General features: G+C 69.9%; 28 protein-coding genes. 15 read left to right on the top strand and 13 right to left on the bottom strand.

Going from position 1 to position 26,640, the window contains the following annotated elements:
* The first annotated feature begins 6 nt into the window (after positions 1 to 6).
* Positions 7 to 1,383: a serine hydrolase gene (locus tag ACW178_RS05855; protein WP_492024956.1), complete on the top strand. Its 1,377-nt coding sequence runs from the start codon at positions 7 to 9 to the stop codon at positions 1,381 to 1,383.
* A 65-nt stretch (positions 1,384 to 1,448) separates the two neighbouring features.
* On the opposite strand, the gene ctrA is transcribed toward ACW178_RS05855, so the two are convergent.
* Positions 1,449 to 2,150 (bottom strand): response regulator transcription factor CtrA, encoded by a 702-nt coding sequence (gene ctrA, locus ACW178_RS05850; protein WP_054764860.1) that lies wholly within the window; start codon positions 2,148 to 2,150, stop codon positions 1,449 to 1,451.
* Positions 2,151 to 2,517: 367 nt separating this feature from the next.
* On the opposite strand from ctrA, the gene ACW178_RS05845 reads away from it, so the two are divergent.
* Positions 2,518 to 2,874, top strand: coding sequence for a chromosomal replication initiator DnaA (locus ACW178_RS05845; RefSeq protein WP_152949605.1), 357 nt, complete (start codon positions 2,518 to 2,520; stop codon positions 2,872 to 2,874).
* Entirely contained in the window at positions 2,871 to 3,593 is a 723-nt protein-coding gene (locus ACW178_RS05840) for a DUF6456 domain-containing protein (RefSeq protein WP_201464091.1), read from the top strand. Before ACW178_RS05845 ends, ACW178_RS05840 begins: the two co-directional genes overlap by 4 nt.
* A gap of 2 nt (positions 3,594 to 3,595) precedes the next feature.
* On the opposite strand, the gene ACW178_RS05835 is transcribed toward ACW178_RS05840, so the two are convergent.
* Positions 3,596 to 4,792 carry an acetyltransferase domain-containing protein gene (locus ACW178_RS05835; RefSeq protein WP_492024955.1) on the bottom strand — a complete coding sequence of 399 codons (1,197 nt, stop codon included), beginning with the start codon at positions 4,790 to 4,792 and terminating at the stop codon, positions 3,596 to 3,598.
* A gap of 51 nt (positions 4,793 to 4,843) precedes the next feature.
* Here ACW178_RS05835 and ACW178_RS05830 point away from each other — a divergent pair, with 51 nt between their 5' ends.
* A complete protein-coding gene (locus tag ACW178_RS05830) occupies positions 4,844 to 6,931 on the top strand; it encodes a TonB-dependent siderophore receptor (RefSeq protein WP_336970529.1) in 2,088 nt (695 codons plus the stop codon).
* 190 nt (positions 6,932 to 7,121) lie between these two features.
* Positions 7,122 to 7,604: a methyltransferase domain-containing protein gene (locus tag ACW178_RS05825; protein ID WP_336984830.1), complete on the top strand. Its 483-nt coding sequence runs from the start codon at positions 7,122 to 7,124 to the stop codon at positions 7,602 to 7,604.
* 13 nt (positions 7,605 to 7,617) lie between these two features.
* Here the strand turns inward: ACW178_RS05825 and ACW178_RS05820 are convergent, their stop codons facing one another.
* From ACW178_RS05820 to ACW178_RS05810, 3 genes are all read right to left on the bottom strand, one after another.
* The gene (locus ACW178_RS05820) at positions 7,618 to 8,772 is read right to left on the bottom strand and encodes a glycosyltransferase family 4 protein (protein WP_152949601.1); all 1,155 of its coding nucleotides are present in this window, start codon (positions 8,770 to 8,772) and stop codon (positions 7,618 to 7,620) included.
* Positions 8,773 to 8,774: 2 nt separating this feature from the next.
* The gene (locus ACW178_RS05815) at positions 8,775 to 9,728 is read right to left on the bottom strand and encodes a glucosamine inositolphosphorylceramide transferase family protein (RefSeq protein WP_191558927.1); all 954 of its coding nucleotides are present in this window, start codon (positions 9,726 to 9,728) and stop codon (positions 8,775 to 8,777) included.
* Between the two features lie 166 nt (positions 9,729 to 9,894).
* Positions 9,895 to 10,332 (bottom strand): SufE family protein, encoded by a 438-nt coding sequence (locus ACW178_RS05810; protein WP_287103315.1) that lies wholly within the window; start codon positions 10,330 to 10,332, stop codon positions 9,895 to 9,897.
* A gap of 158 nt (positions 10,333 to 10,490) precedes the next feature.
* Here ACW178_RS05810 and ACW178_RS05805 point away from each other — a divergent pair, with 158 nt between their 5' ends.
* On the top strand, positions 10,491 to 12,203 hold the full coding sequence (locus ACW178_RS05805; RefSeq protein WP_492024954.1) for a sensor histidine kinase: 1,713 nt from the start codon (positions 10,491 to 10,493) through the stop codon (positions 12,201 to 12,203).
* Between the two features lie 13 nt (positions 12,204 to 12,216).
* On the opposite strand, the gene ACW178_RS05800 is transcribed toward ACW178_RS05805, so the two are convergent.
* Positions 12,217 to 13,125, bottom strand: coding sequence for a hypothetical protein (locus ACW178_RS05800; RefSeq protein ID WP_492024953.1), 909 nt, complete (start codon positions 13,123 to 13,125; stop codon positions 12,217 to 12,219).
* A 55-nt stretch (positions 13,126 to 13,180) separates the two neighbouring features.
* Here ACW178_RS05800 and ACW178_RS05795 point away from each other — a divergent pair, with 55 nt between their 5' ends.
* The 3 genes from ACW178_RS05795 (at position 13,181) to ACW178_RS05785 (ending at position 14,857) form a co-directional block, all read left to right on the top strand.
* Positions 13,181 to 13,510 carry a DUF1491 family protein gene (locus tag ACW178_RS05795; RefSeq protein ID WP_183216754.1) on the top strand — a complete coding sequence of 110 codons (330 nt, stop codon included), beginning with the start codon at positions 13,181 to 13,183 and terminating at the stop codon, positions 13,508 to 13,510.
* 110 nt (positions 13,511 to 13,620) lie between these two features.
* On the top strand, positions 13,621 to 14,622 hold the full coding sequence (locus tag ACW178_RS05790; RefSeq protein WP_054764852.1) for a GAF domain-containing protein: 1,002 nt from the start codon (positions 13,621 to 13,623) through the stop codon (positions 14,620 to 14,622).
* Between the two features lie 61 nt (positions 14,623 to 14,683).
* Complete coding sequence (locus ACW178_RS05785) at positions 14,684 to 14,857, top strand: hypothetical protein (protein ID WP_152949596.1); 174 nt, start codon at positions 14,684 to 14,686, stop codon at positions 14,855 to 14,857.
* A 42-nt stretch (positions 14,858 to 14,899) separates the two neighbouring features.
* Here ACW178_RS05785 and ACW178_RS05780 read toward each other — a convergent pair whose 3' ends face one another.
* Entirely contained in the window at positions 14,900 to 15,301 is a 402-nt protein-coding gene (locus ACW178_RS05780) for a winged helix-turn-helix transcriptional regulator (protein WP_224761268.1), read from the bottom strand.
* A 112-nt stretch (positions 15,302 to 15,413) separates the two neighbouring features.
* Between ACW178_RS05780 and ACW178_RS05775 the strand changes: the two genes are divergently transcribed.
* Complete coding sequence (locus tag ACW178_RS05775) at positions 15,414 to 16,166, top strand: SDR family oxidoreductase (protein WP_182714376.1); 753 nt, start codon at positions 15,414 to 15,416, stop codon at positions 16,164 to 16,166.
* Between the two features lie 20 nt (positions 16,167 to 16,186).
* Here ACW178_RS05775 and ACW178_RS05770 read toward each other — a convergent pair whose 3' ends face one another.
* From ACW178_RS05770 to ACW178_RS05760, 3 genes are read right to left on the bottom strand one after another with little or no spacing between them, the layout of a single operon-like run.
* Complete coding sequence (locus tag ACW178_RS05770) at positions 16,187 to 16,471, bottom strand: Hpt domain-containing protein (protein WP_409614735.1); 285 nt, start codon at positions 16,469 to 16,471, stop codon at positions 16,187 to 16,189.
* Positions 16,472 to 16,478: 7 nt separating this feature from the next.
* Positions 16,479 to 16,862 carry a response regulator gene (locus ACW178_RS05765; RefSeq protein WP_054764848.1) on the bottom strand — a complete coding sequence of 128 codons (384 nt, stop codon included), beginning with the start codon at positions 16,860 to 16,862 and terminating at the stop codon, positions 16,479 to 16,481.
* A complete protein-coding gene (locus tag ACW178_RS05760; RefSeq protein WP_191559107.1) occupies positions 16,859 to 19,336 on the bottom strand; it encodes a CHASE3 domain-containing protein in 2,478 nt (825 codons plus the stop codon). Before ACW178_RS05760 ends, ACW178_RS05765 begins: the two co-directional genes overlap by 4 nt.
* A 45-nt stretch (positions 19,337 to 19,381) precedes the next feature.
* On the opposite strand from ACW178_RS05760, the gene ACW178_RS05755 reads away from it, so the two are divergent.
* Positions 19,382 to 19,735 (top strand): response regulator, encoded by a 354-nt coding sequence (locus ACW178_RS05755; RefSeq protein ID WP_054764846.1) that lies wholly within the window; start codon positions 19,382 to 19,384, stop codon positions 19,733 to 19,735.
* On the opposite strand, the gene ACW178_RS05750 is transcribed toward ACW178_RS05755, so the two are convergent.
* Positions 19,698 to 20,471 carry a sterol desaturase family protein gene (locus tag ACW178_RS05750; RefSeq protein WP_492024952.1) on the bottom strand — a complete coding sequence of 258 codons (774 nt, stop codon included), beginning with the start codon at positions 20,469 to 20,471 and terminating at the stop codon, positions 19,698 to 19,700. The genes ACW178_RS05755 and ACW178_RS05750 overlap by 38 nt on opposite strands.
* A gap of 38 nt (positions 20,472 to 20,509) precedes the next feature.
* Here ACW178_RS05750 and ACW178_RS05745 point away from each other — a divergent pair, with 38 nt between their 5' ends.
* Complete coding sequence (locus tag ACW178_RS05745) at positions 20,510 to 21,031, top strand: sterol desaturase family protein (RefSeq protein ID WP_227976050.1); 522 nt, start codon at positions 20,510 to 20,512, stop codon at positions 21,029 to 21,031.
* Here the strand turns inward: ACW178_RS05745 and fni are convergent.
* The gene (gene fni / locus ACW178_RS05740) at positions 20,998 to 22,050 is read right to left on the bottom strand and encodes a type 2 isopentenyl-diphosphate Delta-isomerase (RefSeq protein WP_492024951.1); all 1,053 of its coding nucleotides are present in this window, start codon (positions 22,048 to 22,050) and stop codon (positions 20,998 to 21,000) included. The genes ACW178_RS05745 and fni overlap by 34 nt on opposite strands.
* 173 nt (positions 22,051 to 22,223) lie before the next feature.
* On the bottom strand, positions 22,224 to 23,663 hold the full coding sequence (locus ACW178_RS05735) for an IS1182 family transposase (RefSeq protein WP_287105140.1): 1,440 nt from the start codon (positions 23,661 to 23,663) through the stop codon (positions 22,224 to 22,226).
* Positions 23,664 to 23,771: 108 nt separating this feature from the next.
* On the opposite strand from ACW178_RS05735, the gene ACW178_RS05730 reads away from it, so the two are divergent.
* Genes ACW178_RS05730 through ACW178_RS05720 form a run of 3 tightly spaced genes read left to right on the top strand, consistent with a single transcriptional unit; the run spans position 23,772 to position 26,639 of the window.
* Positions 23,772 to 24,668 (top strand): polyprenyl synthetase family protein, encoded by an 897-nt coding sequence (locus ACW178_RS05730; protein WP_182714371.1) that lies wholly within the window; start codon positions 23,772 to 23,774, stop codon positions 24,666 to 24,668.
* Positions 24,658 to 25,575, top strand: coding sequence for an ABC transporter ATP-binding protein (locus tag ACW178_RS05725; protein ID WP_492024950.1), 918 nt, complete (start codon positions 24,658 to 24,660; stop codon positions 25,573 to 25,575). Before ACW178_RS05730 ends, ACW178_RS05725 begins: the two co-directional genes overlap by 11 nt.
* A complete protein-coding gene (locus ACW178_RS05720) occupies positions 25,572 to 26,639 on the top strand; it encodes an ABC transporter permease (protein WP_492024949.1) in 1,068 nt (355 codons plus the stop codon). The genes ACW178_RS05725 and ACW178_RS05720 overlap by 4 nt, the downstream gene beginning before the upstream one ends.
* The last annotated feature ends 1 nt before the right edge of the window (position 26,640 follow it).

Raw genomic sequence — 26,640 nt, 5'->3', positions numbered from 1 at the left:
ACGCCCGTGCCCCTTTTCCTTCGCCTTCGTCGCGGCCGTCTCGCGGCCTCCGTCCTGGCCCTGGCTCTGGCCCCCGTCCTGGCGGCGGGCCCCCTCGCAGCCCAGGATCGGGCGCCGGACGTGGCCCGAATGGACCAGATCGTCCGGGCCTCCAGCGAGGCCGACGCCTTTTCCGGCGCCGTCCTGGTCGCGCGCGACGGGGAGATCCTGCTGGACCGGGGCTATGGTCTGGCGAACCGGGAATGGGGCGTCCCCAATGACGGCGACGTCAAATTCCGCCTGGGCTCGCTGAGCAAACAGTTCACGGCCGTCGCCGTCCTGCTGTTGAGCGAACAGGGCAAGGTCGATCTGGACGCCCCGATCAAGACCTGGCTGCCCGACGCCCCGGCCGCCTGGGACGCCGTCACCCCGCGCCGGCTTTTGAGCCACACCGCCGGCCTGCCCAACTTCACCACCTTTGCCGACTATGAGGCGCTGAAGACCCGGCCGGCCACGACGGCCCAGCTGATCGCCCGGTTCAGCGGGCGGCCCCTGGACTTCGCGCCGGGCGAAGGCTTCGCCTATTCCAACTCGGGCTATATCCTGCTGAGCGCGGTGATCGAGGCGGCCAGCGGTCAGACCTACGCCGACTTCATTCAACAGGCGCTGTTCACCCCGCTCGGCATGGCCGACAGCGGCTATGACCGGCACGACCGCATCCTGCCTCGACGCGCCTCGGGCTATACGAAGGAGGCGTCCGGCGTGGTCAACGCCGACTATGTGGACATGAGCATCCCCCTGGGCGCGGGCGCCCTGTATTCGACCACCCACGACCTCTTGAAATGGGAACAGGCCCTGTTCGGGGGCCGGGTGCTGAAGCCCCAGTCCCTGACCGCCCTGACCACCCCGGTCAGGAACGGCTACGCCCTGGGACTGGCCGCGACGCCGGACCGGAAGCTGGTCTGGCACAATGGGGCGATCGAGGGGTTCAACACCTATATGGCCTATGCGCCGGACGACCGGATCGCCGTCATCGTCCTGGCCAATCTGAACGGCCAGGCGCCCGACAAGCTGGGGCCGGACCTGATGACCCTGGCGCGCGGCGGGACCGTGACCCTCGCCTCGGAACGCCGCGTCGTGACCCTGCCGCCCGAGGCCCTGGCCGCCTATGTCGGGGTCTATTCCCTGTCGCCGACCTTCGCCCTGACGATCACCGCCGCAGAGGGCGGGCTGAAGGTCCAGGCCACCGGCCAGCCCGCCTTCGAGCTGAAGGCGCAAGGGGACGACGCCTTCTTCCTGACCGAGGTGGACGCCCAGATCACCTTCACCCGTGACGCCGAGGGCCGGGTCGACGGCCTGGTCCTGCACCAGGGCGGCCGCGACATGCCGGCGAAGCGGCAGTAGGCGCAAAAAGAAAACGCCCGCCGGGGGACCGGCGGGCGTTTTCAGGATCGGGACGGAGCGGCCTTTCAGGCGGCGACGCTGTTTCCGGCCTCGGCCGGGTCGCGCAGGACGTAGCCGCGGCCCCAGACGGTTTCGATATAGTGTTTGCCGTCGGCGGCGGTGGCCAGCTTCTTGCGCAGCTTGCAGATGAAGACGTCGATGATCTTCAGCTCGGGCTCGTCCATGCCGCCGTACAGGTGGTTCAGGAACATTTCCTTGGTCAGGGTCGTGCCCTTGCGGAGCGAGAGCAGCTCCAGCATCTGATATTCCTTGCCGGTCAGGTGGACGCGGTGACCGTTCACCTCCACCGTCTTGGCGTCCAGGTTCACGGCGATCTCGCCGGTGTGGATGATGGCCTGGGCGTGGCCCTTGGAGCGACGGACCACGGCGTGGGTGCGCGCGATCAGCTCGTCCTTGTGGAAGGGCTTGGTCAGATAGTCGTCGGCGCCGCCGCCGAAGGTCTTGACCTTGGTTTCGATCTCATGCGTGCCCGACAGGATCATGACCGGGGTGTTGATCTTGCCGACGCGCAGCTGACGCAGCACCTCAAGGCCGCTCATGTCCGGCAGGTTCAGGTCAAGCAGAATGAGGTCGTAGTCATAGATCTTGCCCAGATCGATGCCTTCTTCGCCCAGGTCGGTCGTATAGACATTGAAGCCTTCCGACTTCAGCATCAGCTCGATGCTCTGGGCGGTGGCGTGATCGTCTTCAATCAACAGGACGCGCATTCGTGCCCCTCCAGGCAAAAGCTTTGCGGTAATCACCCTGGCGCACGACCGGGTAACCTTGTTCGCAGGTTAAGACCCGAAAACCTTAAGAAGGGTTAACGGCGAGCTATGAGTCGTTCCTAAGCTGATTTGCGAATCGGCGTCGAGAGTCCCGAGTCAATGATTCGAAAATAATTAACCATGATGCGGACCGGACTCAGCCTGCGGCTCCCCGCGCAGAGCCGGTCGGAACGCGGATCCGCCCTGACGCAACCTCAAGTCCGATCCGGCGCCACGTCCGATTCTGACGCGGAGTAGGACGATATTCCTATCGTGACGCCGCGCCCGCCTAGGATGGGGCGTCGAGGTTCGTGAACGGGAGTGAGGCATGGTTGAGGCATACAGGGCGCCGGTTCGGGAGGCGGACCGGTGCAAGGCGGGGCTGGCCCTGCATCTGGTGGCGGCGCGGACCGGGGCCAGCCCGGACCGGATGACGGCCGGTCGGCGGATCGATCCGCTCAACGCCCGGTCGCGCTGGCTGGCCATGTATCTGGCCCACATCGCCTTCGGCTGGACGCTGGAGCGGGTCGGCCACGTCTTCGGGGTCAACCGCAGCACGGTGGGGGCGGCCTGCCGCTGGGTGGAGGACGAGCGCGACCGCCGGGCTGTGGACGAACTGCTGTCGCAGTTGGAGGCCTGTCTGACCACGGTCTACAGCGCGCCCCGCTGGGAGGCCGTGCAATGAGCCGGACGGTGGAGCGGGCGCGCTGTCTTCTGGCCCGGCCCGGCGCCTGGCTGGGCGCCGAACAGGGGGTCTATGCGCTGCGTCTGGGGCCGGACCGGCGGGGACGGATCAGCCTGACCCTGAGCGAGCCGGAGTTCCGCGCCCTGATCGAACGGCCGGGACTGAGGCGGCGGCCGCAGGGCGGATGGACCGTGCGCGCCGGGGGGGAGGCGGCCCCCCGCAAGGCCGAAAACCCGCCGCCCGGCCGCCCCGGCTTCATCGCGGGCGAGCGGGAGTTGATCGGGGCGGACGGGCGAATGGTCCGCCACGCCGCCAATCTGGGCGAAAGCCCGATCGCCTGGCTGGCGCGGCGCAAGGATGCGGCGGGCCGACCCTGGCTGAGCCCCGCCGAGGTCGCCGCCGGCGAACGGCTGAGGCGGGAGGTCGAACAGGCCGGCGCCGGCCCGGCCCTGACCATGGGCTGGGACGCCCTGCCCCGCGCCGGGTCGGGCGGAACGATGCGGGTCGAACCCGGCGACCGCGCCCTGTCGGCCGGACGACGGGTGGAGGCGGCCCTGTCCGCCGTCGGCCCGCGCCTGAGGCCGATGCTGACGCGGATCTGCATCCACGGCGACAGTCTGAAACTGGCCGAGACCGGCCTGGGCCTGCGCCGCCGCCAGGGCAAGACGGTGCTGAAACAGGCGCTGGCCGCCCTGGCCGATCACTACGGCATCGGCTGAGGTCAGAGGTATTTCATCCAGGGCCGGTCGCTGGCGCGCTTGATCCGGGCGAACCAGCGGCAGGCGAACCAGCAGGGGACGGCGACCACGGCGGCCAGGGCCCACAGGGCGGCGACGCCCTGCACGCTGAAGCCCTGGCCCTGATTGGGACCGAACAGGGCCAGGGCCGCCAGATTCAGCAGATGCAGGCCGTAGAGGTGGATCAGATAGAAGAACAGCGGCGCCCCCCCGAAGACCGCCAACAGACCGATCAGACGGTCCGAGGCCCGCTCCAGTCCCGCCAGGATCAGGGCCCCCAAGCCCAGGGTCAGCAGCAGAAAGTCGGCCGAGGGCGGATATTTGGTAACGTTCAGCACGCTCATCGCCGTCCGCAGCGGCGTGTCCTGCACGCTCCAGGGCGTCGGGTCGCCGTACAGATTGATAGACCTGAGCAGGGCGAACAGGGCCAGGGCGCCCAGGCCGGTGACGACCAGACGCCGCAGCCGCGCCCCCTGGGGCCCGACGAACCACGGCCCGATCGCATAGCCCAGGGCCGCCACCCCGATCCACGGCAGCAGGGGATAGGAGGTGCGAACCTGTCCGCCCCAGGGCAGGTCCATCAGGCTGCGGTCGTGCAGCACGGCCCACAGCACATGGGCCGGACCTTCGGCGAAGGCGATCGGGTCCAAGAGATTGTGGCCCAGGGCCAGGACCAGGCCGACGGCGATCAGCCAGGCGCGCGGTAGATGAGCCAGGCCCGCCAGGGCGATCATCGACAGCCCGATGACCCAGATCACCTGGAGATAGAGGATCGGCGGCGTCAGGGAGAAGCCCCAGGCGAAGTTGACCAGGGTCAGCTCCAGCACCACCAGGAACAGGCCCCGCTTCAGCAGAAAGGCCGAGGCCGCCCCGGCGGCGGACCCTCCGCTGACCTCGGCCGTCTTGTTTCCGTAGAGCCAGGCGCCCAGGCCCGTCAAAGCGACGAAGATCGGGGCGCACAGATGGGCCGACAGACGGGTGAAGAACAGGGCCGGATCGGTCGCCTGGACATTCATCGGGTCCGGGACCTGGGCGTGGAAATAGAAGAACTCGCGCGTGTGATCGACCAGCATCAGCAGGATGACCAGACCGCGCAGGGCGTCGATCGAACGAATGCGTGCGGCTGGGCGGACGGCCGGAGCGGCGGGGACGGAAACGGGAAGGGCGGCGGTTGACAGCATGAGGCGCGAACGGATAGCCGCTATAGTATAACGTTTCAACGGAGTTCGTCCTTGCCCCTCCTTTCGAGTTGTGCCGGCCTGTGTCTTATTGCCGCCGCAACCGCCCCGACCCCAGTCCTGGTCCCCGTTGATGCGGCTCAGGCCGAGCCCCACGCCCTGGGCGAGATCGTGGTCCTGGGCCGCCGGGGTTCGCCGCACGACCATACGCTGGGCGTCGGGGCGATCACGGAGCGGATGTCGCCGTCCAGCCGTTCCATCGAAAGCGACCTGCTGCGCGCCGTGGGCGCCACCCGCCTATCCGACGCCCTGGAGCTGGTCAGCGGGATCAGCCAGCAGAACAATCGCGGCGGGGTGATGGACAATTTCGCCATCCGCGGCTTCCTGGGCACGCCCGACGGCGGGGCGGAATATTATGTGGACGGCTTCCTGGCGAACCGGGGCATGGCGCCGCCGCGCGACCCGGCCACGGCCGAGCGGATCGAGGTGCTGAAGGGGCCGGCCGGCGCCCTGTTCGGGGACATCGACCCGGCCGGCCGGATCAACATCGTCTCCAAGACCCCGCGTTTCACACCCGACGCCGTCTTCACCGGCACGGTCGGCTCCTTCGGCCTGAGGCGGGGGGAGTTGGACGTGACCGGCCCGATCTCCGAGACCCTGGCTGGGCGGCTGGTCCTGGCCGGCGAGACCAGCAACGGTTGGCGCGACCATGTCGGCCTGGACCGGACGGCGGTCGCCCCCTCCCTGACCTGGCGGCCCAATGAGGATCTGCGCCTGACCTATGTGGGCGAGCTCACCGTCTTTTCGACCCTGTTCGACCGGGGCATGCCCGCGATCAACGGCGACGCCCTGGCCCTGCCGGAATCCAACTACTACGGCGAGCCCGGCGACGGCCGGACCCGGTTCCGCAACGCGCGGCACCAGATCACCGGCGAATACCGCCTCAACGACGGCTGGAGCCTGAACGGAGGGGTCGCCTGGCGGGGCGGCTCGCTGAAGGGCCTGTCCAGCGACCAGTCCCGCCTGGTCGGCGATGCGCTGTGGCGCCAGCGCCGGGGCCGGGACTTCTCGGTCGAGGACCTGTCGGCGCGGCTGGAGCTGAACGGGGAGGTCCAGACCGGCCTGGGCGTCCACACCCTGGGCCTCGGCGTGAAGGCCTATCGGCTGACCTATGGCGAGAAATGGCTGCGCATCAATCCGACGGCGGCCAATCCCTATCCGATCTCGGTCTTCAACCCCGTCTATGGGGCGGTCGTCCCGCCGACGCCCCTGCCCTTCACCGACAATCTGGAGACGCGGGACGTCGTCACCCTGTACGCCCAGGACCTGTGGGAGGTGAACGACCGCCTCAGCCTGGTCGCGGGCCTTCGCTGGGACGACTACAGCCAGACCATCCGCAACAACCGCACCGGCGCCGTGGGCGAGACCAAGGACAGCCCGCTCGATTACCGGTTCGCCGCCCGTTATCGCCTGACCGACGGCCTGACCGCCCACGCCAGCTATGGCCGGTCCTTCGTGCTGAACTCGGGCACGGGGCGGACCGGGTCCGGCTTCGCCCCGGAAGAGGGCAAGGGCTATGAGATCGGCCTGTCCGGCGCCTGGCAGGGGATCGACCTGGCGGCCACCCTGTTCGATATCGAAAAGGCGAACATACTGACCACCGATCCCGTCGACCCCAACTATCTGGCGCCGGTCGGCAAGCTGACCTCGCGGGGAATCGAGCTGGACGGGTCGGTCCGGCTGGGCGAGGCGTGGCAGGTGGTGGCCAACTACGGCTGGACCGACGCCAAGGCCGACGACGACGCCTTCCCCACCGACCGGGTGCTGAACGTGCCCGAACATTCGGGCTCCCTGTTCGTGGTCGGCCGTTTCCCCACCCCGCACGGCACGGACTGGTCGATGACGGCGGGCGCCGCCTATGTCGGCGACCGGGCCGGCGGCCTTGCGCTCGGCGCGCCCGAACTGCCGGCCTATTGGAAGGCCAAGGCGGCGGTGGACTATGGCCTGACGCCCCAGGTCACGGCGCGGGTCGAGGTCGATAATCTGCTCGACGAACGCTACGCCGCCAGCTCCTACAGCGCCCTGTGGATCTTCCCCGGCGCGCCGCGCAGCGTGCGGGCCTCGCTGCGGATCGCCCTTTGACCTGCGCCTTGCCGCATCGAACGGTTGGCGCGCGAGCGGCGGTCCGATAACACCGGACAGGGATGGGGAGACCGAGATGGGCCTTAGGCGGCGGATCAGAGCATGGCTGGGCGCCAAAGGCGACGTCCAGGGCGGCGCAAGGCGCTCAGCCAAGGCGCGGCGGATCCGGACCCTGCCCGACCGGCGGGTGATGGCCGAAAGCTACGTGCCCGCCCTGTCGGCCCTGGGCGGGCGCATCCTGTGGGTCGGGTGCCGGGAATATACGCTGGACGACTACGCCGCCCTGGAGGCGGGCGGGGGCGAGGTCTGGACCACCGACATCGACCCCGGCGCCGCTCGCTGGGGCCGGGCGGGCCGCCACCGGACCGGAGACGTCTGTCAGGCCGACGCCCTGTTCGCCGACCTGACCTTCGATACGGTGGTGTGCAACGGGGTGCTGGGCTACGGCGTGGATCATCCCGAACAGCAGCGTCAGGCCCTGGCGGCCCTGGCGGCGGTGCTGCGGCCCGGCGGGCGGCTGCTGCTGGGATGGAACACCGACAAGGTCGAGGATCCGCTGGGGGCGGGCCTGATCGACCAGGCGTTCGAACCGGCGCCCCTGGGCGATCGGCCGCCCCGCGTGACCTTCGAGGCGGTCACCCACGTCTATGACAGTCTGATCCGAAAGGGCTGAGCGGCCCCTCCCCTCAAGCCCGGCCGAGCGGCGGCAGGCCCAGACGCGGCAGGCTGAAGCGCGGGCGCGGCGGCGCCTCCGCCCGCCGTCGGCGCGCCTGTTCGGTCCAGGCTTCGCGCAGCCGATCCAGCTGGGCCGCCCGCGCCTCGGGGACGTGGACCTCGGCCACGAAGGTTTGGCCGGACCGGGCCAGGGCCAGCCGTGTCTCCGGGTCCGTGATCAGCCGCTCCAGGGCGGCGGCGAGGGGGTCGGGTCCGTCCACCTCGACATAGAGGGCGTGGTCGCCACTGGCTTCGCGCAGACCCCCGCGACCGGAGGAGACCAGGGCGCAGCCTGCGGCGTGGGCCTCCAGAGCGGTCAGGCCCAGGGCCTCGCGCACCCGCGACGGGGTCGCCGCGATCGCCGCCCGCCGCGTGACCGCCCGCACCGCCTCCAGCGGGGCCGACTTCAGGATTTCGACCCGGTCGCCGAACCGGTCCAGCAGGCCCAGATAGGGATCGGCCCAGGCCTGGTGCCGCTCCCAGTCGCCCAGAACCAGGGCCCCGCGCCAGTCGGGATGGGCGTCAAGGGTCCGGGCCAGGGCGATGCAGAACAGGTCCAGCCCCTTGTCCGCCATGGCCCGGCCGCAGAACAGGATCAGCTTCTCCTTGTCGGCGGGATCGGCGCGCCAGGCCTCGACCGCAATGGGGTTGCACACCACGCTGACCCGGTCGGCCAGGGCCGGATAGTCGGCCGCGAACTCCTGCCCCGCCGCCTCGCTGACGAAGACCAGCCGGTCGAACCGCGCCAGCCGACGTCCGTAGCGCCAGGCGTCCAGCGGATGGCGGGGCGGCTTGATCCGGGTGTGGCGGTAAAGGACGTAGGTCGCCGGCGGCCCCTCGGCGGCCAGGTCCGAGGCCGACTTCAGCTGCTGGTGATATTCGACCACATCCGGCTGGAGGGTCTCCAACAGGGCCTTGATCCGCCGGTTTCGCGCCCGCCCGCCCAGGCCGGGAGGCACCGTCAGAAGCCGGGGATCGGGGGCGGTCGCCTGGTCCGCGTCGCAGATCAGGGTCACGGCCGACTGGGACCGGGCGTGGGCCGCCAGGGTCCGCACCACCGTCTCCATCGAATTGGCCCGGTCGGGGCGGAAGCCGCAACCGCGCGGCAGGACGACGGCGACACGCATGGTCAACTCTGAGACGCGGAGGGCGGAGAAAAGAGGGCCGGATAGACGTCCACGCCGGTCCGGCGCGAACCGTTCAGCCCCAGGGCGCGGCGCAGCTTGTACTGCGTCTTCAGCCAGGGCTCGGCGCGGTCGCGGCGCACCGACTTGAGGTCGAGGAAACTGACGCCGCCCGCGCCCGACAGGGTGTGCAGCCCGTCGGAAAAGCCCGCCGCCAGATCGCCCGGTTCGAACCGCCGCACCACCGTGGCGGCGAAGTTCTGGGGCGTCAGGACGTCGATCCGCAAGAGGTTGACCGCCGCCCCATAGGCGGGGGCGCAGTCCTGGACCGGCAGATGCAGGGCGCCGTCATGGACGAAGGCCGAGCCGCCCGGCCGCGAGGTCTGAAAGCCGCTCATGACCGGCTGCCCCGCATGCGGCGTCCAGGGGCCGGTCAGCCGCTCGGCCCAGGCCAGATGCAGTTCACGCATGGCCCGGTCGTCCGGTCCCGGCAGGGCGTGGAACATCCACCATCGGCCGTCGTGGCGCACCACCGTCGCATCAATGGCCGGCGCCTGGCCCAGACGCGCCACTGCCTCCCAGTCGTCGGGAAAACGACGGCAGCGATACAGGATCAGGCCGCCGCTCTTATAGGCTTCGGGCAGCATATAGAGCTCGCCCCCGTCCTCGATCAGGGTCGGATAGGACAGGTGCCAGGGCTCGGCCAAGGCCACCCCCTGCCCCACCAGCCGGTCGTCGGCGTCATATTGGCAATAGTGGATATCGCCCCGCCGGACCCGATAGTCGAAGGCCTCGACAAAGACCGTCAGAACCCCGTCGCGTTCCAGGCCGAAGGGGTCGGCGTAAAAGGCGTGGGGGCCGCGGTCGGGCAGCCAGACGATCTCGTCGGGGCGAGGGGGCCGTTCCATGACCTCGGTCAGGGGACGCCTCAGATATCCGGACCGCCAGATGTCGAACATTCGGAACTGAAATCCTGGCCCGACGCGCGACGGCCGATGGGGAAGAGGGTGACCGACCAGCCGGGCGGACTTGATTGCAAGCCGGCCCATGACGCCGTTAAGCCGCGCTTGTGTCAACTAAGCGACATTACTCTAAAAGCGTGGCGCATTATGACCTTAGCAAGCGTCAGGCCGTCTCCAGGGCCGCCTCGCGGATGCGGCCGACCATGCTGTTCAGGCCGTTGGCGCGCTGGCGGGTCAGGGCCGAGGGCAGGCCCAGCCGGTCCAGGGCGGCCTTGGCGTCGAAGGCCAGGATTTCGGCCGGGGTCCGGCCCGAATAGAGTTTCAGCAGAAGGGCGATATTGCCCTTGGACAGGGCGCTGTCGCTGTCGGCGTCGAACCACAGCCGCCCCTCGGCCGGATGAACCGCCAGCCACACCTGGGCGGCGCAGCCCGGCACCTTGTTGGCCTCCACCCGATCGGCCTCGTCCAGTGGCGTCAGCCCCTTGCCCAGTTCGATGACGTATTCGATCCGCTGCTCCCAGTCGCCCAAGAGGTCGAAATCCTCGGCGAGGTCGGCCAGGGTCTGGTCCAGGCTGTCGGCGGGCGGCGTGCGATCGGTCATGGCCGCCAGATAGGCCGCCCGGCCGTTAACGACAACCGGCCGGTTTGTCCCCCGAAATTCATGGTGAACGCGCGGTTGCAGATCGCCTGACACGGGAGGGGCCTCGCGCCGACTCGGCGCGCCGTTTAGTCTGGGACGACCCATAATGGCGACGGCGCTTGCATAATCACCCTCCACAACCCGGGCTGGCGGTCCCGACCGCAGCGGAGTCGGCGGCTCAGCCGTCGGCGGCGCCGGCCGCCCTGTGGCACGCGGGGTGGGCGGCGGCGGTCGCCCTGACGGCCCTGGCGGCCCAGAGCTTCGCCCGGCTGGAGCCCACGGTCCTGGCGGCCCTGCTGCTGACGGCCGCGCCGGGCGTGGCGGGCGTGGCCCTGATGGTGCGCGACACGGCGGGTCTGAGGTTCAGCCTGATGGGCGGCTGGCTTCTGGCGACCGTGGCGGCGGCGGGCCTGACCGGCGGGGCCACCGGGGCGACGCCGGGGCTTCTGCTGCTGCCCCTGGCGGCCGGGCTGGCGCTTGACGATCCCAGGATCGGCGAAGACCGGCTGATCCGGCTGGGCACGGCGGGCCTGGCCCTGCCGCTGATCTCGGGCCTGATCTCGACCCTGCTGATCGGATCGACCGCCCAGCCGCCGGTCCTGGCGGCGGCGTCGGGCCTGTTGGCGGTTCTGGCCCTGGCCGGGGCGGCCCGTCTGTCGAGCCACCGCCGCATGGCCCGTCTGACCCGCGCCGAACAGGACGGCGCCCTGGTCCAGGCCGTGCTGAACGCCCAGCCGGGCCTGACCCTGCTGCTGGAGCCGACCGGCCGCGCCCTGGCCGCCTGGGGCACGCCCCCGCCGTCCGTCTCGGTCCCGGCCCTGATGGACCAGGGGCTGATCGCCGCCGTCCACGCCCCCGACCGCCCCGGCGTCGCCGGCGCCCTGCAACGCGCCGCCCAGGGCCAGCCGGCCGAGGTGATGTTCAGCCCCCGGATCGCCCTGGACCGCCGGGTGGTGCTGATCCTGCGCCGGTACGACGGCGAGACGGGGGCGGTGGCGGGGGCGCCGCGCCTGATCGCCCAGGCCTTCGACGGCACGGCCCAGTTCGCCCGCGAGCTGGGGCTGGAAAGCGCCCGGGTCGAGGCTGAGGCCCAGAGCGCGGGCAAGACTCGCTTCCTGGCCAATATGAGCCATGAGCTGCGCACCCCGCTGAACGCCGTGATCGGCTTCGCCGACATCATGCGCCAGCGCCTGTTCGGCCCCCTGCCCGACCGATACGCCGACTACGCCGAGTCCATCCATCAGGCGGGCGGCCATCTGCTGGACCTGATCAACGACGTTCTGGACCTGTCCAAGATCGAGGCCGAGCGGTACGAACTGGCCCTGGACCGGTTCGACGCCCGCGATCCGATCTCAGCCGCCGTGGCCCTGATCCGGCCCCAGGCCGACGACAAGGGCGTGCACCTGGCCCCCGTCCTGCCGCCCCATCCGCTGGAGGTCGAGGCCGACGCCCGCGCCCTGAAGCAGATGGCGCTGAACCTGTTGTCCAATGCGGTGAAATTCACCCCGGCGGGCGGGTCCGTGACCCTGACGCTGGACGGGATCGGCCCCTATCTGGAGCTGGTGGTGTCCGACACCGGCGTGGGGATCGCGCCCGAGGATCTGCAAAGGCTGGGCCGCCCGTTCGAACAGGCCGGCGGCGCCGATCAGAAGGCGCAAGGGACGGGGCTGGGCCTGTCGCTGGTCCGATCCCTGGCGGAACTGCACGGCGGGCGCCTGACGATCGACAGCACCCTGGGCGAAGGGGTGGCGGCCATGGTGCGCCTGCCGGTCGCAACCCTGTCGCCCGCCATCGAAGCCGAAGAAACGCCGGGCGCCGCCGTCGAGGCGTGAGACGATCCAGATCCTAGGTTTGGCCCATGGCCAGGAAGGCGCGGCCGGCGGCGAAGTCGCCCGCCTCGAAGACCGTGCGCGCCACGCTGCCGTCGCGGAAGACGAACTCCACCGTAAAGACCTCTCGCGGATCCAGGCCGGACAGGGCGTCGGCCGCCGCCAGGGGGAAGCGCCAGGCCTGACCCGCCGTGCGTCCCTGGACCAGCAGGCCGGGATCGGCCGTCGTCACGCCCGAGGCCCAGAAGACCCGGCGCTGGGCCGCAGGCGGCAGTTCGCGCGCCAGCCAGGGTCGGGGCGCCACCGTCGTGTCGCGCATGACCAGCCGCACCCCGGTCGGTCGCGACCGCCCCTGCCAGGAGACCACCGCCGTCAATTGATCCGCCCGATCCATCGCCCCGACCAGGCCGAACCGCACCGGCGAGGCGCCGACGGCGGTTCCCTGCATCAGCCGCCAGGTCGGCCGGCTGTAGGCGGCGCGGTCGGCGCTCCAGCCCGCCCGGTCGCCGGGAAAGTTCATTCGCGCCGTGCGCGACCAGCCGGCGAAGGCGGTCTTCACCCGACCGCTGACCGTCTTCATGTCGGCGGAATCGCAGGCGGCGGCGGCCGCCCGGGCGCGGGCGCGGGCGGCGGTCTCGGACAGCTGACGCGGATCGGCGCCGGCCCGCAGGGCCGCGCCCCGCGCCTGCCAGGTCGAGGCGTTCAGGGCCGCCGTCAACTGGGGCTGAAACAGGCCGCACCGCTCATTGGCGGCCAGGACGAAGCTGCGCTCATAGAAGCGGTCGGCCGCCCCCGACCCCGCCCCCGACCCCGCCTGGGCCGCGACCGGACCGCCCGCGATCACCACCGCCCCGACCACGGCCGCGCCGATCAGGGCCGCGCCGATAGGGACTTGGGTTCGCCGGGGATAAGGCCGTAAGATCATGGGCCGAGCCTAGCGGCCGGGCCTTTGAGTCTGGTTTCCTTACAGGGTTAGCGAATTGCTTCTGTCCAGCGACCTGTGGGTCGGCGCCCTGATCCGCCGCGCCGAGATCGAAGGCGCCCACGCCGTCGTGGTGAACAAGGGCGACCCCCGCGCCGGCGCCGTGATCGTCAAGGCCTATGACACCTCGACCCGCACGGCCCGCCTCTATGCCGAAGCCTTCGGCCCCGACGGCGAGCGGCTGTGGATCCAGCCCGTAACCAGCGACAGCGAAGCCGAGCTGGACGCCTATATCGCCCGCCAGCGCCAATACGACCCCGACCTGTGGATCGTCGAAATCGAAGACCGCCAGGGCCGGCATTTCCTGACGGAGAAGGTGCAAGGGTAGGGGGCGGAAGCGCAACCGAGACCTGTTCCCAGCCCCCTTTAAAGTCGTCTCCCATCCTGTTTCCGGCTAGGGTGATCCATGGCGTGCAGGCGCGGCCGGGGAGGATGCGGATGGACGATTTCGACAAGTTTGAAACGCAGCTTCGCGGCGACGCCCGCGACGTCCTGACCAAATATTCTGACCGGGTGCTGCATCTTGAGCGGTATCGGCCTTGGCTGATCGGCCTCGGCGCCCTGGGCGCCTTGATCGTGGCCCTGTCGCGACTGGATCCGACCGGCACGCCCGGTCTGGTCGCCCTGATCGCCGGTGTCATTCTGGCCTTCGTCAGCGCGGCGCTGGTAGGCGCCATGGATTTCAAGAAGATCGAGATCGGCGCCCAGTTCAAATCGACGGAGGACGCGGCCGAGCAGGCTATCAAGCTGGGCCGGGAGATTGCGGCGGACCGTCGGAAGGTCGAGGACGGCGCCACCGCCCTGGACGAGCGACGGCGGAAACGGCTGCAAGCCATCGAACAGATGCTGCAGGCCGTCGAGGCCGGGCTTCTGTCCTCGGACGAGGCGGCGAAGAAGGCGACCGCCGCGACCCTGCTGAGGCGATCCATCACCTCCATCCGCAGCGCCGTCGACTATAAGGCCGCCGACGTCTTCACCGTCTCCATCTTCCGACGCGAAGGCGATCAGATGGTGCGCATCGCGGCGGAGTGGACCGATCCCGAGCTTGCCCGGACCGGGGGGCGCAGTTGGCGAAAGGGCAAGGGTTTCACCGGCGCCGCCTGGCACAAGGCCGAGGCCAATCCAGACGGCGAGGTCATCCTGCCCGACACGGCCCAAGACTACATCCTCTCCGAATATCCCGTCCCGGACCGCGATCCCCGGCGTGAGGAACTTTACAGGTCGGTTGCGTCCATCCCGATCCTGATCCGGCACAACAACGAGGTCTGGGGCGTGGTGACGGCCACAAGCAATCGGCCGGGCGTGTTTGATCGCAGCGGTCCAGGGCTCCAGAACGTGGATGTCGTCCGCGACATCGCTCGGATCGCGGCCCTGCTCGCCGGGCTGAACGCCCCTGCGCCGCCCGGCCGCACCCGCGGCAAACCCGCAGCGGCCGATTGAAAATTGGGCTGGGATCGGCCATTGTCAGACCTGATCCCATGCCCCTCTCTAGGAGGCGAAAGTGCAAGACGACGAAACGCTCGAGCGGGAATATCGCATCCTGTCCGCAAAGGTGACCTATGCGGAGGTCGCCGGACAGAAGGTCGAGCCCGCCGATGAAAAGCGGCTGGAGGAGCTGGCCGAACTCAGGGTCAAAGCGGTGCAGCCCGACTTCCGCGATTACGCCGCCGCCTGATCCGGCCCAGACGGCGACGTCATCGGGCGGATCGGCCCCTCTTCACTTCCTCGCGTCGAAGGCCGCCCGCGCGGCTTCGATGCGGTCGATATTGGCCTCGGCCCAGGTCCAGACGCCGCAGAAGGCCTCGGCCAGGGTGAAGCCCAGGTCGGTCAGGCGGTATTCGACCTTGGGCGGGATGACCGGATGGACCGTGCGCACCACCAGGCCGTCGCGCTCCATCTGGCGCAGGGTCTGGGTCAGCATCTTCTGGCTGATGCCGCCCACCAGTTCGCCCACGCGAGTGAACCGGGTCTCGCCGTGTTCGGCCAGGACCTCCAGGATCAGCATGGTCCATTTGTCCGCCACACGCCCGATCACCTCATTGACCAGGGCCTCGACGCGCGGATCGGCGACCTCGCCGGTTTCAGGATGCGAAATTCTTGCGGGCGGATAGGCCGTCATGTCCATTTCTTTCCTGCGGGTAAGTATGGCGGGTTTCGGTGCCTACTTTCCAGTGGAGAGCGACCGTCATAACTGAGTTTCCGCACTGACGCATCCCCTGAAGGAGAGCCCCATGAACATCAGCGGAAACACCATACTGATCACCGGCGGCGGCACGGGCATCGGCCGCGCCCTGGCCGAGGCCCTGCATGCGCGCGGCAATCAGATCGTCATCACGGGTCGCCGCGCGGACGTGCTGAAAGACGCCGCCGCCGCCAATCCCGGCATGGCCTGGGCGACGCTGGACGTCGCCGATCCCACAGCCGTCGCCGCCTTCGGCGAACAGGTGGTCAAGGACCACCCCGCCCTGAACGCGGTCATATTGAACGCCGGGATCATGAAGACCGAGGATTTGAAGGCCGAACCGTTCGACCTGGCGACGGTGGAGGCGACCATCGCCACCAACCTCCTGGGACCGATCCGGCTGACGGCGGCCCTCCTGCCCCATCTGACGGCCCAGCCCCGGGCCACGGTCATGACCGTCACCTCCGGCCTGGCCTTCATCCCCCTGACGGCCACCCCGACCTATAACGCCACCAAGGCGGCCCTCCACTCCTGGACCCAGTCCCTGCGCCATCAGCTGCGCGACACGGCGGTGGAAGTGCTGGAGCTGGCGCCGCCCGGCGTGGCCACCGACCTGATGCCCGGCCATGCCCAGAACCCCGCCTCCATGCCCCTGGCCGACTATACGGCCGAGGTGATGGACCTGATCGAGCGGGGCGAAACGCCGCGCGGCGAAATCCTGGTCGAACGGGTCAAGCCGCTGCGCTTCGCCGAGGCTGACGGCTATCAGGCCGTGTTCGAGGCCCTGAACGGAGCGGGGTGAACCCCAGCCGCGGCGGCGGCTCAGCCCTGCCGCCGCGCCAGGGCGTCGCGGATGGCCTGGGCCAAGGTTTTGATCAGGGCGGGGTCGGGCGTGCGGTCCTGGGCGAAGGCGTCGTCGCAGTCGCCGGCCGCTTCGCTGATCGCTGGGAAGCCGAAGACGGCGCCGGCGCCGGCCAGGCTGTGGACCAGGCGGCGCAATTCATCGGCGTCCCAGGCGCCCCGCGCGACGTGACGGTCGATCCGCGCCAGATCGCCGACGCACCGGTCCAGGAACCGGGTCCGCAGATCGGCCATGTCCGCCGTCACGGCCCCCTCACCCGGCCTGGGCCAGGATCGTCCGAATCTCCTCCACCAGGGTCATCGGGTCGAAGGGTTTGACGATGACGTCCAGGGCGCCCAGGGCGCGATAACGGCTGATCTCGCTCGACTGAGCCCGGGCGGTCATGAAGATGACCGGCGTCGTCTCATGTCCCGCCCGTTCGCGGATGCGCGCCAGGGCTGCGGGACCGTCCAGAACGGGCATCATCACATCCATCAGGACGACGTCGGGACGAAGCCCGCCGTCCAGCGCGGCCAGGGCCGCCTCGCCCGAGGCCACCGAGGTCACCGTAACCTGGGGGTCCAGCGTCAAGGCGAAGGCGGTCACGTCGCGAATGTCCTTGTCATCCTCGACGTGCAGGATGTGGAGAGCGGTCATGCAACACCTCGGGCGCGGGGGGCCAGGCGACGCACGGTCCGCGCCAGCTGGGTCAGGGACATGCGGGACTTGATCAGGACCGCCTGAACGGCCGGGGCGGCCTCTCGGTCCATGTCCTGAGCCGAATAGATGATGACGGGAATGGTGCGGCCGTCCTCCTCGGTCAACAGCGGCAAGAGGTCCAGGCCGTTGCCGTCGGGCAGGCCCAGGTCCAGAATCACCAGGTCCGGTCGCCGCCGCGCCAGGGCCTCGCGCGCCGCGGCCAGGCTCTCGACCGGCACGACCTCGACCGTATCCAGGGCCTGGCGCGTCACCTCCAGAATGTCGCGGTCGTCGTCGACGTGCAGAACCACCGGCTTGTCGTCGGCGCTGAACAGGGCGCGGACGGCCTGGCGCAGCCGGTCCTGATCGACCGGCTTTTCGACCCAGTCGGCCACCTCCAGCGAGCGGCCGCGCACCCGGCCCCGGGCCACGTCGCCGGAGACGACCACCACCGGCATGGCGCGCGTCGCCTCATCGGCCTTCAGCTGCCGGATCAGGCTGACCCCGTCGGCGTCGGGCAGTTGAAGGTCGATGAGGGCGGCGGCGTAGGGCGCGCGGCGGGCCAGGGTCAGCGCCTCGCGCGCCGTGTCGGCCACATCGGCCTTGAACCCTTCATAGGACAGCATCTCGACCAGGATGCGCGCGGCGTCCGGATCGTCTTCACAGATCAGCAGCCGCACCGCCTCCTCGTCATGCGCCGCATCGGCCTGGTCCAGCGGCAGGTCCAGATGGAAGGTCGCCCCCTCGCCCTCGGCGGATTCGAACCACAGCCGCCCGCCGTGGCGTTCGGCGATCTCCTTGGCGATGGCCAGGCCCAGGCCCGTGCCGCCCTTTTCACGCGCATCGGTCGAATCCGCCTGGGCGAACTTGCCGAAGATGCGCGAGCGGAACTCGTCGGCTATGCCGGGGCCGCGGTCGGATACGCTGAGCCGGGCGATCCGGGTCTCGGGATTGACCGTCACCCGGACCTCGCCGCCGGACGGCGAGAACTTGACCGCGTTTGACAGAAGATTGGTCGCCACCTGGATCAGCCGATCGCCGTCGCCCCGCACCGGCGCCGGCGGGCCGTCGTTCAGGCTGACGCCCACGCCCAGCTGATCGGCGTAGCCCTGGATCCCCTCGACCGCTCGGGCGGCGACGTCGCGCAGGTCCAGCGGGGCCAGGGTCATCTTCAGCTGCCCGGCCTCCAGCTTCTCCACATCCAGGATGTCGTTGATCAGCCGCACCAGACGGCGGCTGTTGGCGTGGGCGATGTCGATCAGTCGGGCCGCCTTTTCCGGCAAGCGTCCGCCCGCCCCGGCCGCGACCAGGCCCAGGGAGCCGGCGATGGAGGTCAGGGGGGTGCGCAGTTCGTGGCTGACGGTCGAGACGAAGGCGTCCTTCATCTCGGCGATGCGGCGGCGTTCGGTGGCGTCGCGGATCACCGCCACCACATGGCGGCCCGTCGGCAGGTCCATGGCCGCAAGAGCGACGTCGACCGGGAAGCGCGCCCCGTCCCGGCGCTTGCCGGTCAGTTCGAGCAGAAGCCCCTGCTCCAGATCGCCGTGGCTGGCGTCCAGCCGGTCCAGAAAGGCGCCCTCTCCGTTTTCGGCCAGATCATCGACCAGAAGGCCGACGTCGCGGCGCTCGACCTCCGGCGCCGACCGGCCGAACAGCCGTTCCGCCGCCGGATTCAGCGTCTCGATGCTGCCGCTGGGGTTCAGGGTCACGATGGCGTCGAAGGCGCTGTCCAGGGTGGCGCTGTGGCGGGCGGCGGCGGCCTCCAGCCGCTCCAGCAGGGCGCTGCGGGTGGCCAGATAGCGCCAGACCAGGAAGGCGGTCCCCAAGGCGGTCAAGACCAGAACCTTGAACATCAGGGCCACCAGGAATTCGGTATGCCGGGTCCGTTCGCGCGCGTCGGCCGACAGCGCCGACAGCAGGTCGGCCTCACGCTGCGTCATCCGATCCACGATCTGGCGGATATCATCCATTGTCAGCTTGCCTCGCCCGCTGATCACGAGGCTGATGGCGGCGGACGCCTGGCCGGATTCGCGCAGCGCGATGGTCCGCTGCATCTCCAGCCGCTTCTGCCGGACCCGTTCCGACAGAAGACGCTGGTTCTCGGCCTGTGGCGGGTCCTTAGCCGAAAGACCCGCAAGCTTGTTCATCTGAGCGTCCAACCGGTCGAGGGCGCGATCATAAGGCTCAAGGAAGGTCTCGTCCCCGGTGATGATATAGCCGCGCTGGCCGGTCTCAGCGTCCTGAACCAATGAGAAGACGGACTGAATCTGCAGCCGGGTGTCATAGGATTGCTCGACCGCATCGCGCAGAGCGTCCGCGCTGGAGAATTCTCGTTGCAGCGTCACCCCAGTGGCCGCCAGAAGCAGGGTCACGACCGCGCCCGCCAAGGCGATGGCCAGTCGGAAACGCCGTCTTCCGAGTTGACGCAACATGGGATTCATCCGTTAGTTCCCCCTGATCGCATCTGGAGGTTGGGCGTGAAAGTCTGCGTGATCGAGGACGATTCGCTGGTTCTGCTTCATCTGGAGGAGATGCTGAAACGGCTGGGTTGCCAAGTCCTGACCGCAGCAACGGTCAACGAAGGGTTGCGGATCGTCGAGGACTGGTCGCCCGACGCCGTGCTGGTGGACATTCTGATGCCGGACCGCGACGGGCTGAACTTCATCATGGACACCCGGCATTTGAGGGACTCCCTGCGGGTCATCGCCATGAGCGGCGGGGGACGTCTGGCCTCGTCGTCCATACTGCAGATGGCGACCGGCCTGGGCGCCCACGCCGCCCTGACCAAGCCGATCACCGAAGAGGCGCTGAGGGCCGCTCTGGAGGGATGACCGGGGATGGTCGCGAGGGGGCGGCCGAAACCTCAGTCCCGGCCCAGCGGTCCCAGAACTGGAAATAGAGGCCGTAGTTTCCGTTGAACCGCTTGTGGTGGGCGTCGTGGTGGGTGGCGGTGATCAGCCAGCGAAGCGGCGCCCGCTCCAGCCAGGCGGCGGGCCAGACCTCGCGCCCCGCATGGTTCAGGGCGGCCGTCAGCGACATCAGCGTCAGCAGGGTCAGGGCCACGCCCCAGTGGATCGGCACGATCAGGGCCAGGGCGGGCAGGAACCAGGCGGTGGCCGCAGCCTCGGCCGGGTCGAAGGCGAAGGAGGCGAAGGCGCTGGGGTCGCGCGACCGGTGGTGTTCGGCATGGGCCCAGCCGAAGACGCGCGGGTGATGCAGGGCCCTGTGCACCCAGTAGTAGAAGGCGTCGTGCGCCAGCAGATAGACGATCAGACTGACCGGCAGCCACCACAGGGGCCAGGCGTCGGGATCGCTGTAGATCGCCGTCCCGCCCCGCTTCCACAGCTCCAGCACCAGGGCCGCCGGCAGGGCGTAGATGGGACAGGCGATCAGGGAGGCGACGATCTCGGCGCGGATGCGCTTGATCGCCGGCGGCCGCAGGTTCAGCGCCCGTCCCCGGCCCGCCCCGGCCCACAGCAGCCCATGGGCCGCCGCGCCGACCAGCAGATAGCGCAGGCCGATGATCAGGCTCAGCGCCAGGGTGGTGATGAGCAGATCCCTCAACATGGGGGCACAGACGGTCAAATCCCTGCGGCGGTCAAGTCGTGGCGAAGGCGGATCAAACCGCCTATGCTGGGGCCATGGCCTGGCTGACGTGGATCGCGCTGTTCCTGACCGCCTTTTTGGGCATGGAGGCGTTCGCCTGGATCATGCACCGCTATGTGATGCACGGTTTCCTGTGGTCCTGGCACCGCAGCCATCATGAGCCGCACGATCACCCCCTGGAGAAGAACGACCTGTTCGCCGTGGTCTTCGCCGCCCCGGCCATCGTCATGGTGGCCGTGGGTCTGCACCTGTGGCCCTGGGCCCTGCCGGTCGGCCTGGGGATCACGGCCTATGGGATGGTCTATTTCTTCTTCCACGACGGCCTGGTGCACCGGCGGTTCCCGACGGGCTTTTCCGGGCGGTCCGGCTTCTGGACGCGGCGCATCCAGGCGCACCGTCTGCATCACGCCGTGCGCACGCGCGAAGGCTGCGTCTCCTTCGGCTTTCTGTGGGTGCGGTCGGCGCGGGCGCTGAAGGCCGAACTGGCTCAGAAGCGGGGCTCTTCCAGCAGCGGCGCCTGAGCCAGGGCCGAAAGGTCCGCAGAGCCCGTGCAGAAACAGGCGAGCCGCAGTTGGGCCGCCATCAGCTCGAAATGATCGACCACCGCCTGGGTCGAGGTCAGGGCCGCCTCCAGCACCCCGGCGGCCTGGCCGACCAGATCAGCCCCCAGGCGGACGGCGCGGGCCGCATCCAGACCGTCCTTGATCCCGCCCGAGCCGATCAGCCCCAGGTCCGGGGCGGCCTGGGCGCAGTCGCGGAGGCTGCGGGCCGTCGGCACCCCCCAGTCGGCGAAGGGGGCGGCCAAGGCCTCGGCCCGCCCGCCGGTCGCCCGCGCCCCTTCGATCAGGCCCCAGTTGGTGCCGCCCGCCCCCGCCACGTCCAGGGCCGCGACGCCCATGTCGGCCAGGCGCCGGGCGACGGCGGCCGACAGGCCGGCGCCGGTCTCCTTGACCACCACCTGGCCCGGAAAGGCGGCGGCGATCCGCTCGATCCCCTGGGCCACGCCGCGCCAGTCGCGGTCGCCCTCGGGCTGGACGCCTTCCTGAAGCGGATTCAGATGCAGGATCAGGGCGTCGGCGCCGATCATCTCCATGGCCCGGCGCGCCTCGTCCACCCCATAGCCCAGGGCGAACTGCACCGCTCCCAGATTGGCCAGGATCAGGGCGTCGGGCGCCAGGCGGCGCAGATCCGGCCCCAAGCCCGAGCCGCCGGACCCGCCGGCCGTCTCCAGGGCGACGCGCTGGGAGCCGACCGCCAGGGCCACGCCCAGGGCCTGGGCCGCCTCGGCCAGCCGCGCATTGATCGCCTCGGCCCGCGACGGGCCGCCGGTCATCGAACTGATCAGGAAGGGCAGGTTCAGCCGCCGCCCCAGGAAACGGGCGGACAGGTCGATCTGGTCCAGGGCCAGGTCCGGCAAGGCGTCATGGACGAAACGCACCGCCTCCAGTCCCGAGGACGCGCCGCTGAGACCCCGTCCGGCCCGCACGTGGTCGATGTGTTCGTCCTTGCGTCGGATCAGGGCGTCGTCGGGGGTGGGCATCGCAAACGCTCCTAGCGGTTCCCTCCGAAACGATCATGCTCTGGCGGGTTGCATCCGACGCAGTCGTGATGCCGTATGTGATCATAATGCGTCAGCCCAGGGTCGAGGCCGTGTAAAAACGTGCTGAGCGACGGCGGGGCGGAGGTTGAGACGAAGCGCAGGACGCCTCGTGCTCAGGCCCGGATCGCCTCCATCAACGGCCTGGTTCCCATCACCGCCATCACCCGCTTCATATTGTAGGCCAGGATGTGGAGGCTGATCTCGGTCTTCACGTTGGGCAACCGCTTCATCAGGAAGTGGGAGTGGCCCATCCAGGCCTTAATGGTGCCGAACGGGTGTTCGACCAGGCTTCGCCGTTCACGCATGGCTCTGGGCCTCAGGTCCATTCGGGTTTGAAGGGCATCGATCACCGCTTCATGCTCCCACCGCGTGACCTTTCGTTCGACCGCAGGCGTGCACTGAGCCTTGATGCTACAGCCTGTGCAACTGGCCCGATCCCAGTACCGATGCAGCGTCATGCCTCTTTCGACGACGGTCATGTGGTACGGAAGCAGGGAGCCGGCCGGGCAACGGTAGACGTCTTGATCTGGCAGATAGACGAAGTCCTGCTTGCCGAAGCGCCCATTCGCCTTTGCGCCTGACGTCAGCGTCTTTGGCACGAAGGGCGTCGCGCCCAGGGCCTCACAGGCCAGGATTTCTTCGCCGGAGAAGTAGCCCCGGTCCGCCAGCACATCGAGCCTCTCCACGCCCATGGCCTCCTTGGCCTGACCCGCCATGTTCGCCAGCTGTTGCTTGTCCGAGCCGGTCATCACCACCTCGTGGGCGACGATCAGGTGATGCTCGCCCTCGACGGCGGATTGGACGTTGTAGCCGACGATGCCACTCCCCCGGCCTGACGTCGCCATGGCGCGGGCGTCGGGATCGGTCAGGGACACCTGGCCGTCCGGCGACGCCTCGACCTCAGCCTCCATGACCTTCAGCATCGCCATCTGGGCGCGAAGGCGATCGATCTTCTCGACCAGCCTCACCGACCGTGCCTCCACGCCATCCCCCTCGTGCCGATCGGCCGTATCGAGGTCCTCGAGGTAGCTGGCGATGTGCTCGGCAACCTGCTCGATCCGCCGCTTCACCTTGTAGGCGGTGAAGTTCTTGTCGCGGGTGTTCACCGCCTTGAACTTCGAACCGTCGATGGCGACGAGGGCCGATCCGAACAGGCCCAACTGTCGGCACAGCACCACGAACTGCGCACAGGCCGCCTGGATCGCAGGGCCATTCTCGCGGCGGAAGTCGGCGATGGTCTTGTGGTCCGGCGCCAGCCGCCCCGTTAGCCACATCAGTTCGACGTTGCGCTGCGCCTCACGCTCCAGTCGCCGGCTCGACTGCACCTTGTTCAGGTAGCCGTAGACGTAGAGCTTCAGCAGCATGGCCGGGTGGTAAGCGGGCCGTCCCGTCGCTGCGGGCGTCATCCCCTCAAACCCCAGCCCCTTCAGATCCAGCTCGTCGACGAAGACATCGACCACCCGGACCGGATTATCCTCGGCCACATAGTCATCAAGACACTCGGGAAGCAGCGTCTGCTGCCGGCGATCTGCACCCTGAACGAAGCGGCTCATACCCACCTCCTGCTGACCTCAGAAGGCTAAGCTAATTCGCTCCATACCAAGACGTTTTTACACAGCCTCGGTCGCAACGCGACTGTCGAAGGACATCAGGAGACCCGTATGGCGATCGTCGGCTTAAGGCCCCAGCCCGTGTCGGACCCCGAACCTCAGTCGCCCGAGAATCTGCGTGGCCTGGTGCAGGACCGGCTGGCCGAGACGGCGCCCTCATCGGACGGTCTTTTAGCCCTCGCCGCGCGCGAGGCCCTGCTGGGACCGGGCAAGCGGGTCAGGCCGGTCGTGGCCATGTTGGCCGCCGCGCACGTCGGCGGGCGGGCCGAGGACGCCCTGGATTTCGGTTGCGCGGTCGAAATGGCCCACGCCGCCTCCCTGGTTCTGGACGACCTGCCCTGTATGGATGATGCGGCCTTGCGGCGCGGTCAGCCGACCCTGCACCGCCGCCACGGCGAGGATGCGGCCGTGCTGGCGGCCGTGGCCCTTTTGAACCAATCGACCCGGCTGATTCTGCAAAGCCGGGCGCCGGCGGAGGCGCGGCTGGGCGCCCTGGACGATTTGACGCAGGCGATCGGCTTCGACGGCCTGGCCGAGGGCCAGATGCGCGATCTGCGCGACGATCCCGTTCAGCGCGACGTGGTCGCCCTGCGTCGGATCAACGATCTGAAGACCGGCGCCCTGTTCGTCGCGGCCGCGCGGGGCGGCGGCCGGATGGGCGGCGGCGATGCGGACGACCTGGCGCGTCTCGCCGCCTTCGGCGAGGCGGTCGGCTTCGCCTTCCAGCTTTGCGACGACCTGATGGACGCCTGTTCGACGAGCGAGGCCTTGGGCAAGGACGTGGGTCAGGATCAGGGCGTGACCACCTTCGTGGACCTGTGGGGCGAAGGCCGGGTCCGCGCCGGGGTGCGCCAGTCCCTGGCCCGGGCGGCCGAGGCGGTCGGGCACGACAGCCCCCTGACGACCTATGTCCTTCATCTCTTCCGGCAGGCCGAACTTGGACGCTAGCGTCGCGCCGGCGCTGGTTCTGAAGGACGTCGAGGCGGGCTACGGCGAAGGGCCGGTGCTGCGCGATTTCAACCTGACCGTCGCGGCCGGAGAGGTTTACGCCCTGCTGGGTCCGAACGGGGCGGGCAAGTCCACGGCGGCTCGGGTGGCCTGCGGCCTGATCCCCGTCCGGCGCGGGCGGGCGACGGCCGGCGAAGGCGCGCCCCGTCGCGGACGCATCGGCCTTGCGCCCCAGGACTGCGCCCTCTTTCCCGCCCTGACGCCGCGCGAGAACGTCGCGGCGGTCGCGGCCCTGTGCGGCCTTCCCCGTTCCAACCGCCCTGCGGCGGTGGAGCGGGCCCTGGCCCTGACCGGATGCGCCCCCAGGGCGGATCAGCCGGTTCATTCACTGTCGGGCGGATGGCGTCGGCGCGCCAACCTCAGCGCCGCCCTGGTCGGGCGCCCGCGCCTGCTGATCGCCGACGAACCGACCGAAGGGGTGGACGCCGCCGCCCGCGTCGTCCTGTCGTCCGCCCTGCGCGAGACGGTCCAGGCGGGCGCCGGCTGTCTGCTGATCAGCCACGACGAGGCCTTCGTCTCCGAAACGGCCGATCGGATCGGCGTCCTGGCCCAGGGCCGGTTGCTGGCGGAAGGACCGCCCAAGGCCCTGCTGCGTCAGGCCTTCGGCTTGGCGCGGCTGCTGGTCGTCAAACTGCCGCGGCCCGCCTCGCGCCCGGCCGCGAGCCGGTTCGCCCAGTCGGGTCTGGCGCCCTCCAAGGACGGGCTGGAATGGCGGCTGCTGTGCGAGGACGCCCTGGGGGCGGCCCAGAGGGTTTCGCCCGAGGCGGACGCCGAGGGGGGCGAGGTGGCCGTGCGTCGTCCCGGCCTGGACGACCTGGTCGCCCATCTGTCGGACGCCTCGTCATGATGGCGGTTGCGGGCGCCTGGGCGCGCGGCTTCTGGCGGGACCGTTCGGGCATGGCCCTGACCCTGGTTTTGCCGCCCCTGGTCTATCTGCTGTTCGCCGCCGTCTTCGGTGCGGGGGCGCGTGGCGACATCGACGCCAGCGTGGTCCTGCACGATGCGGCGCGCACCCCGGCCACGGCCGCCGTCGGCGAGGCCCTGTCGCAGGATCTGGGGCCGCGCCTTCGCCGTCTGGACGACGCCCAGGCGGTGGAGCGGGCCGTGATCGACGGCCGCGCCGACGCCGGCGTTCTGATCGCCCGCGACGAGGCAGGCGCGCCCCAGGTGACGGTGGTGTCGGCCGCGGGCCGAGACGTGGCGGCGGCGGCGCTCCAAGCGCGGCTGGTCCCGGCGGCGGCGGCCCTGGCCGGTCGGCCCGCGCCCCCGTCGCGCGCGGTCTCGATCCGCCAGGTCGGGCCGCAGGGCGACGTCCAGGCCGCCTATTACGCCGGGGCGGTCAGCGTGATGTTCGTCTTCTTCGCCGCCATGCACGGCGCCATGGGCGGGCTGGACGAGCGGCGCTCGGGCCTGCAGGCGCGGCTGGCCCTGGCGCGGGGCGGGACGGCGCCCATACTGGCGGGGCGGGCGATCTGGCTGACGACGGTCGGCCTGATGCAGTCGGCGGCCGTTTTCCTGGCGGCCTGGCCTCGGCTGCCGGATCTTGCGTTTTGGCAGGCGGCGGCGGCGCTCCTGACCGCCGCCCTGGTCGCCCTGTGCGCGGCGGGGGTGGCCCTGGCCCTGACGGCGGCCTGCCGGTCGCGCGAACAGGCCCAGCCCCTGACCACCTTCGTCGCCCTGCTGCTGGCGGCCCTGGGCGGGTCGATGGCGCCGCGCTTCCTGATGCCCGAAGCCTTCCGCGCCCTGGGCTGGATCACCCCCCACGCCTGGGCCGTCGAAACCTATCAGGCCCTGATCTGGCGCGGCGACTTCAACGCCGGGGTCCTGGCCGGCTGGGCCGCCCTGGGCGGCGCGGGTCTGGCCGGGATCGCCCTGGCCGTGATGATGGAGCACAGACGCGCGGGGCGCTGAG

The sequence above is a fragment of the Brevundimonas sp. AVps4 genome (assembly GCF_058681525.1).
This window is presented reverse-complemented; position numbering and strand designations above follow the sequence as displayed.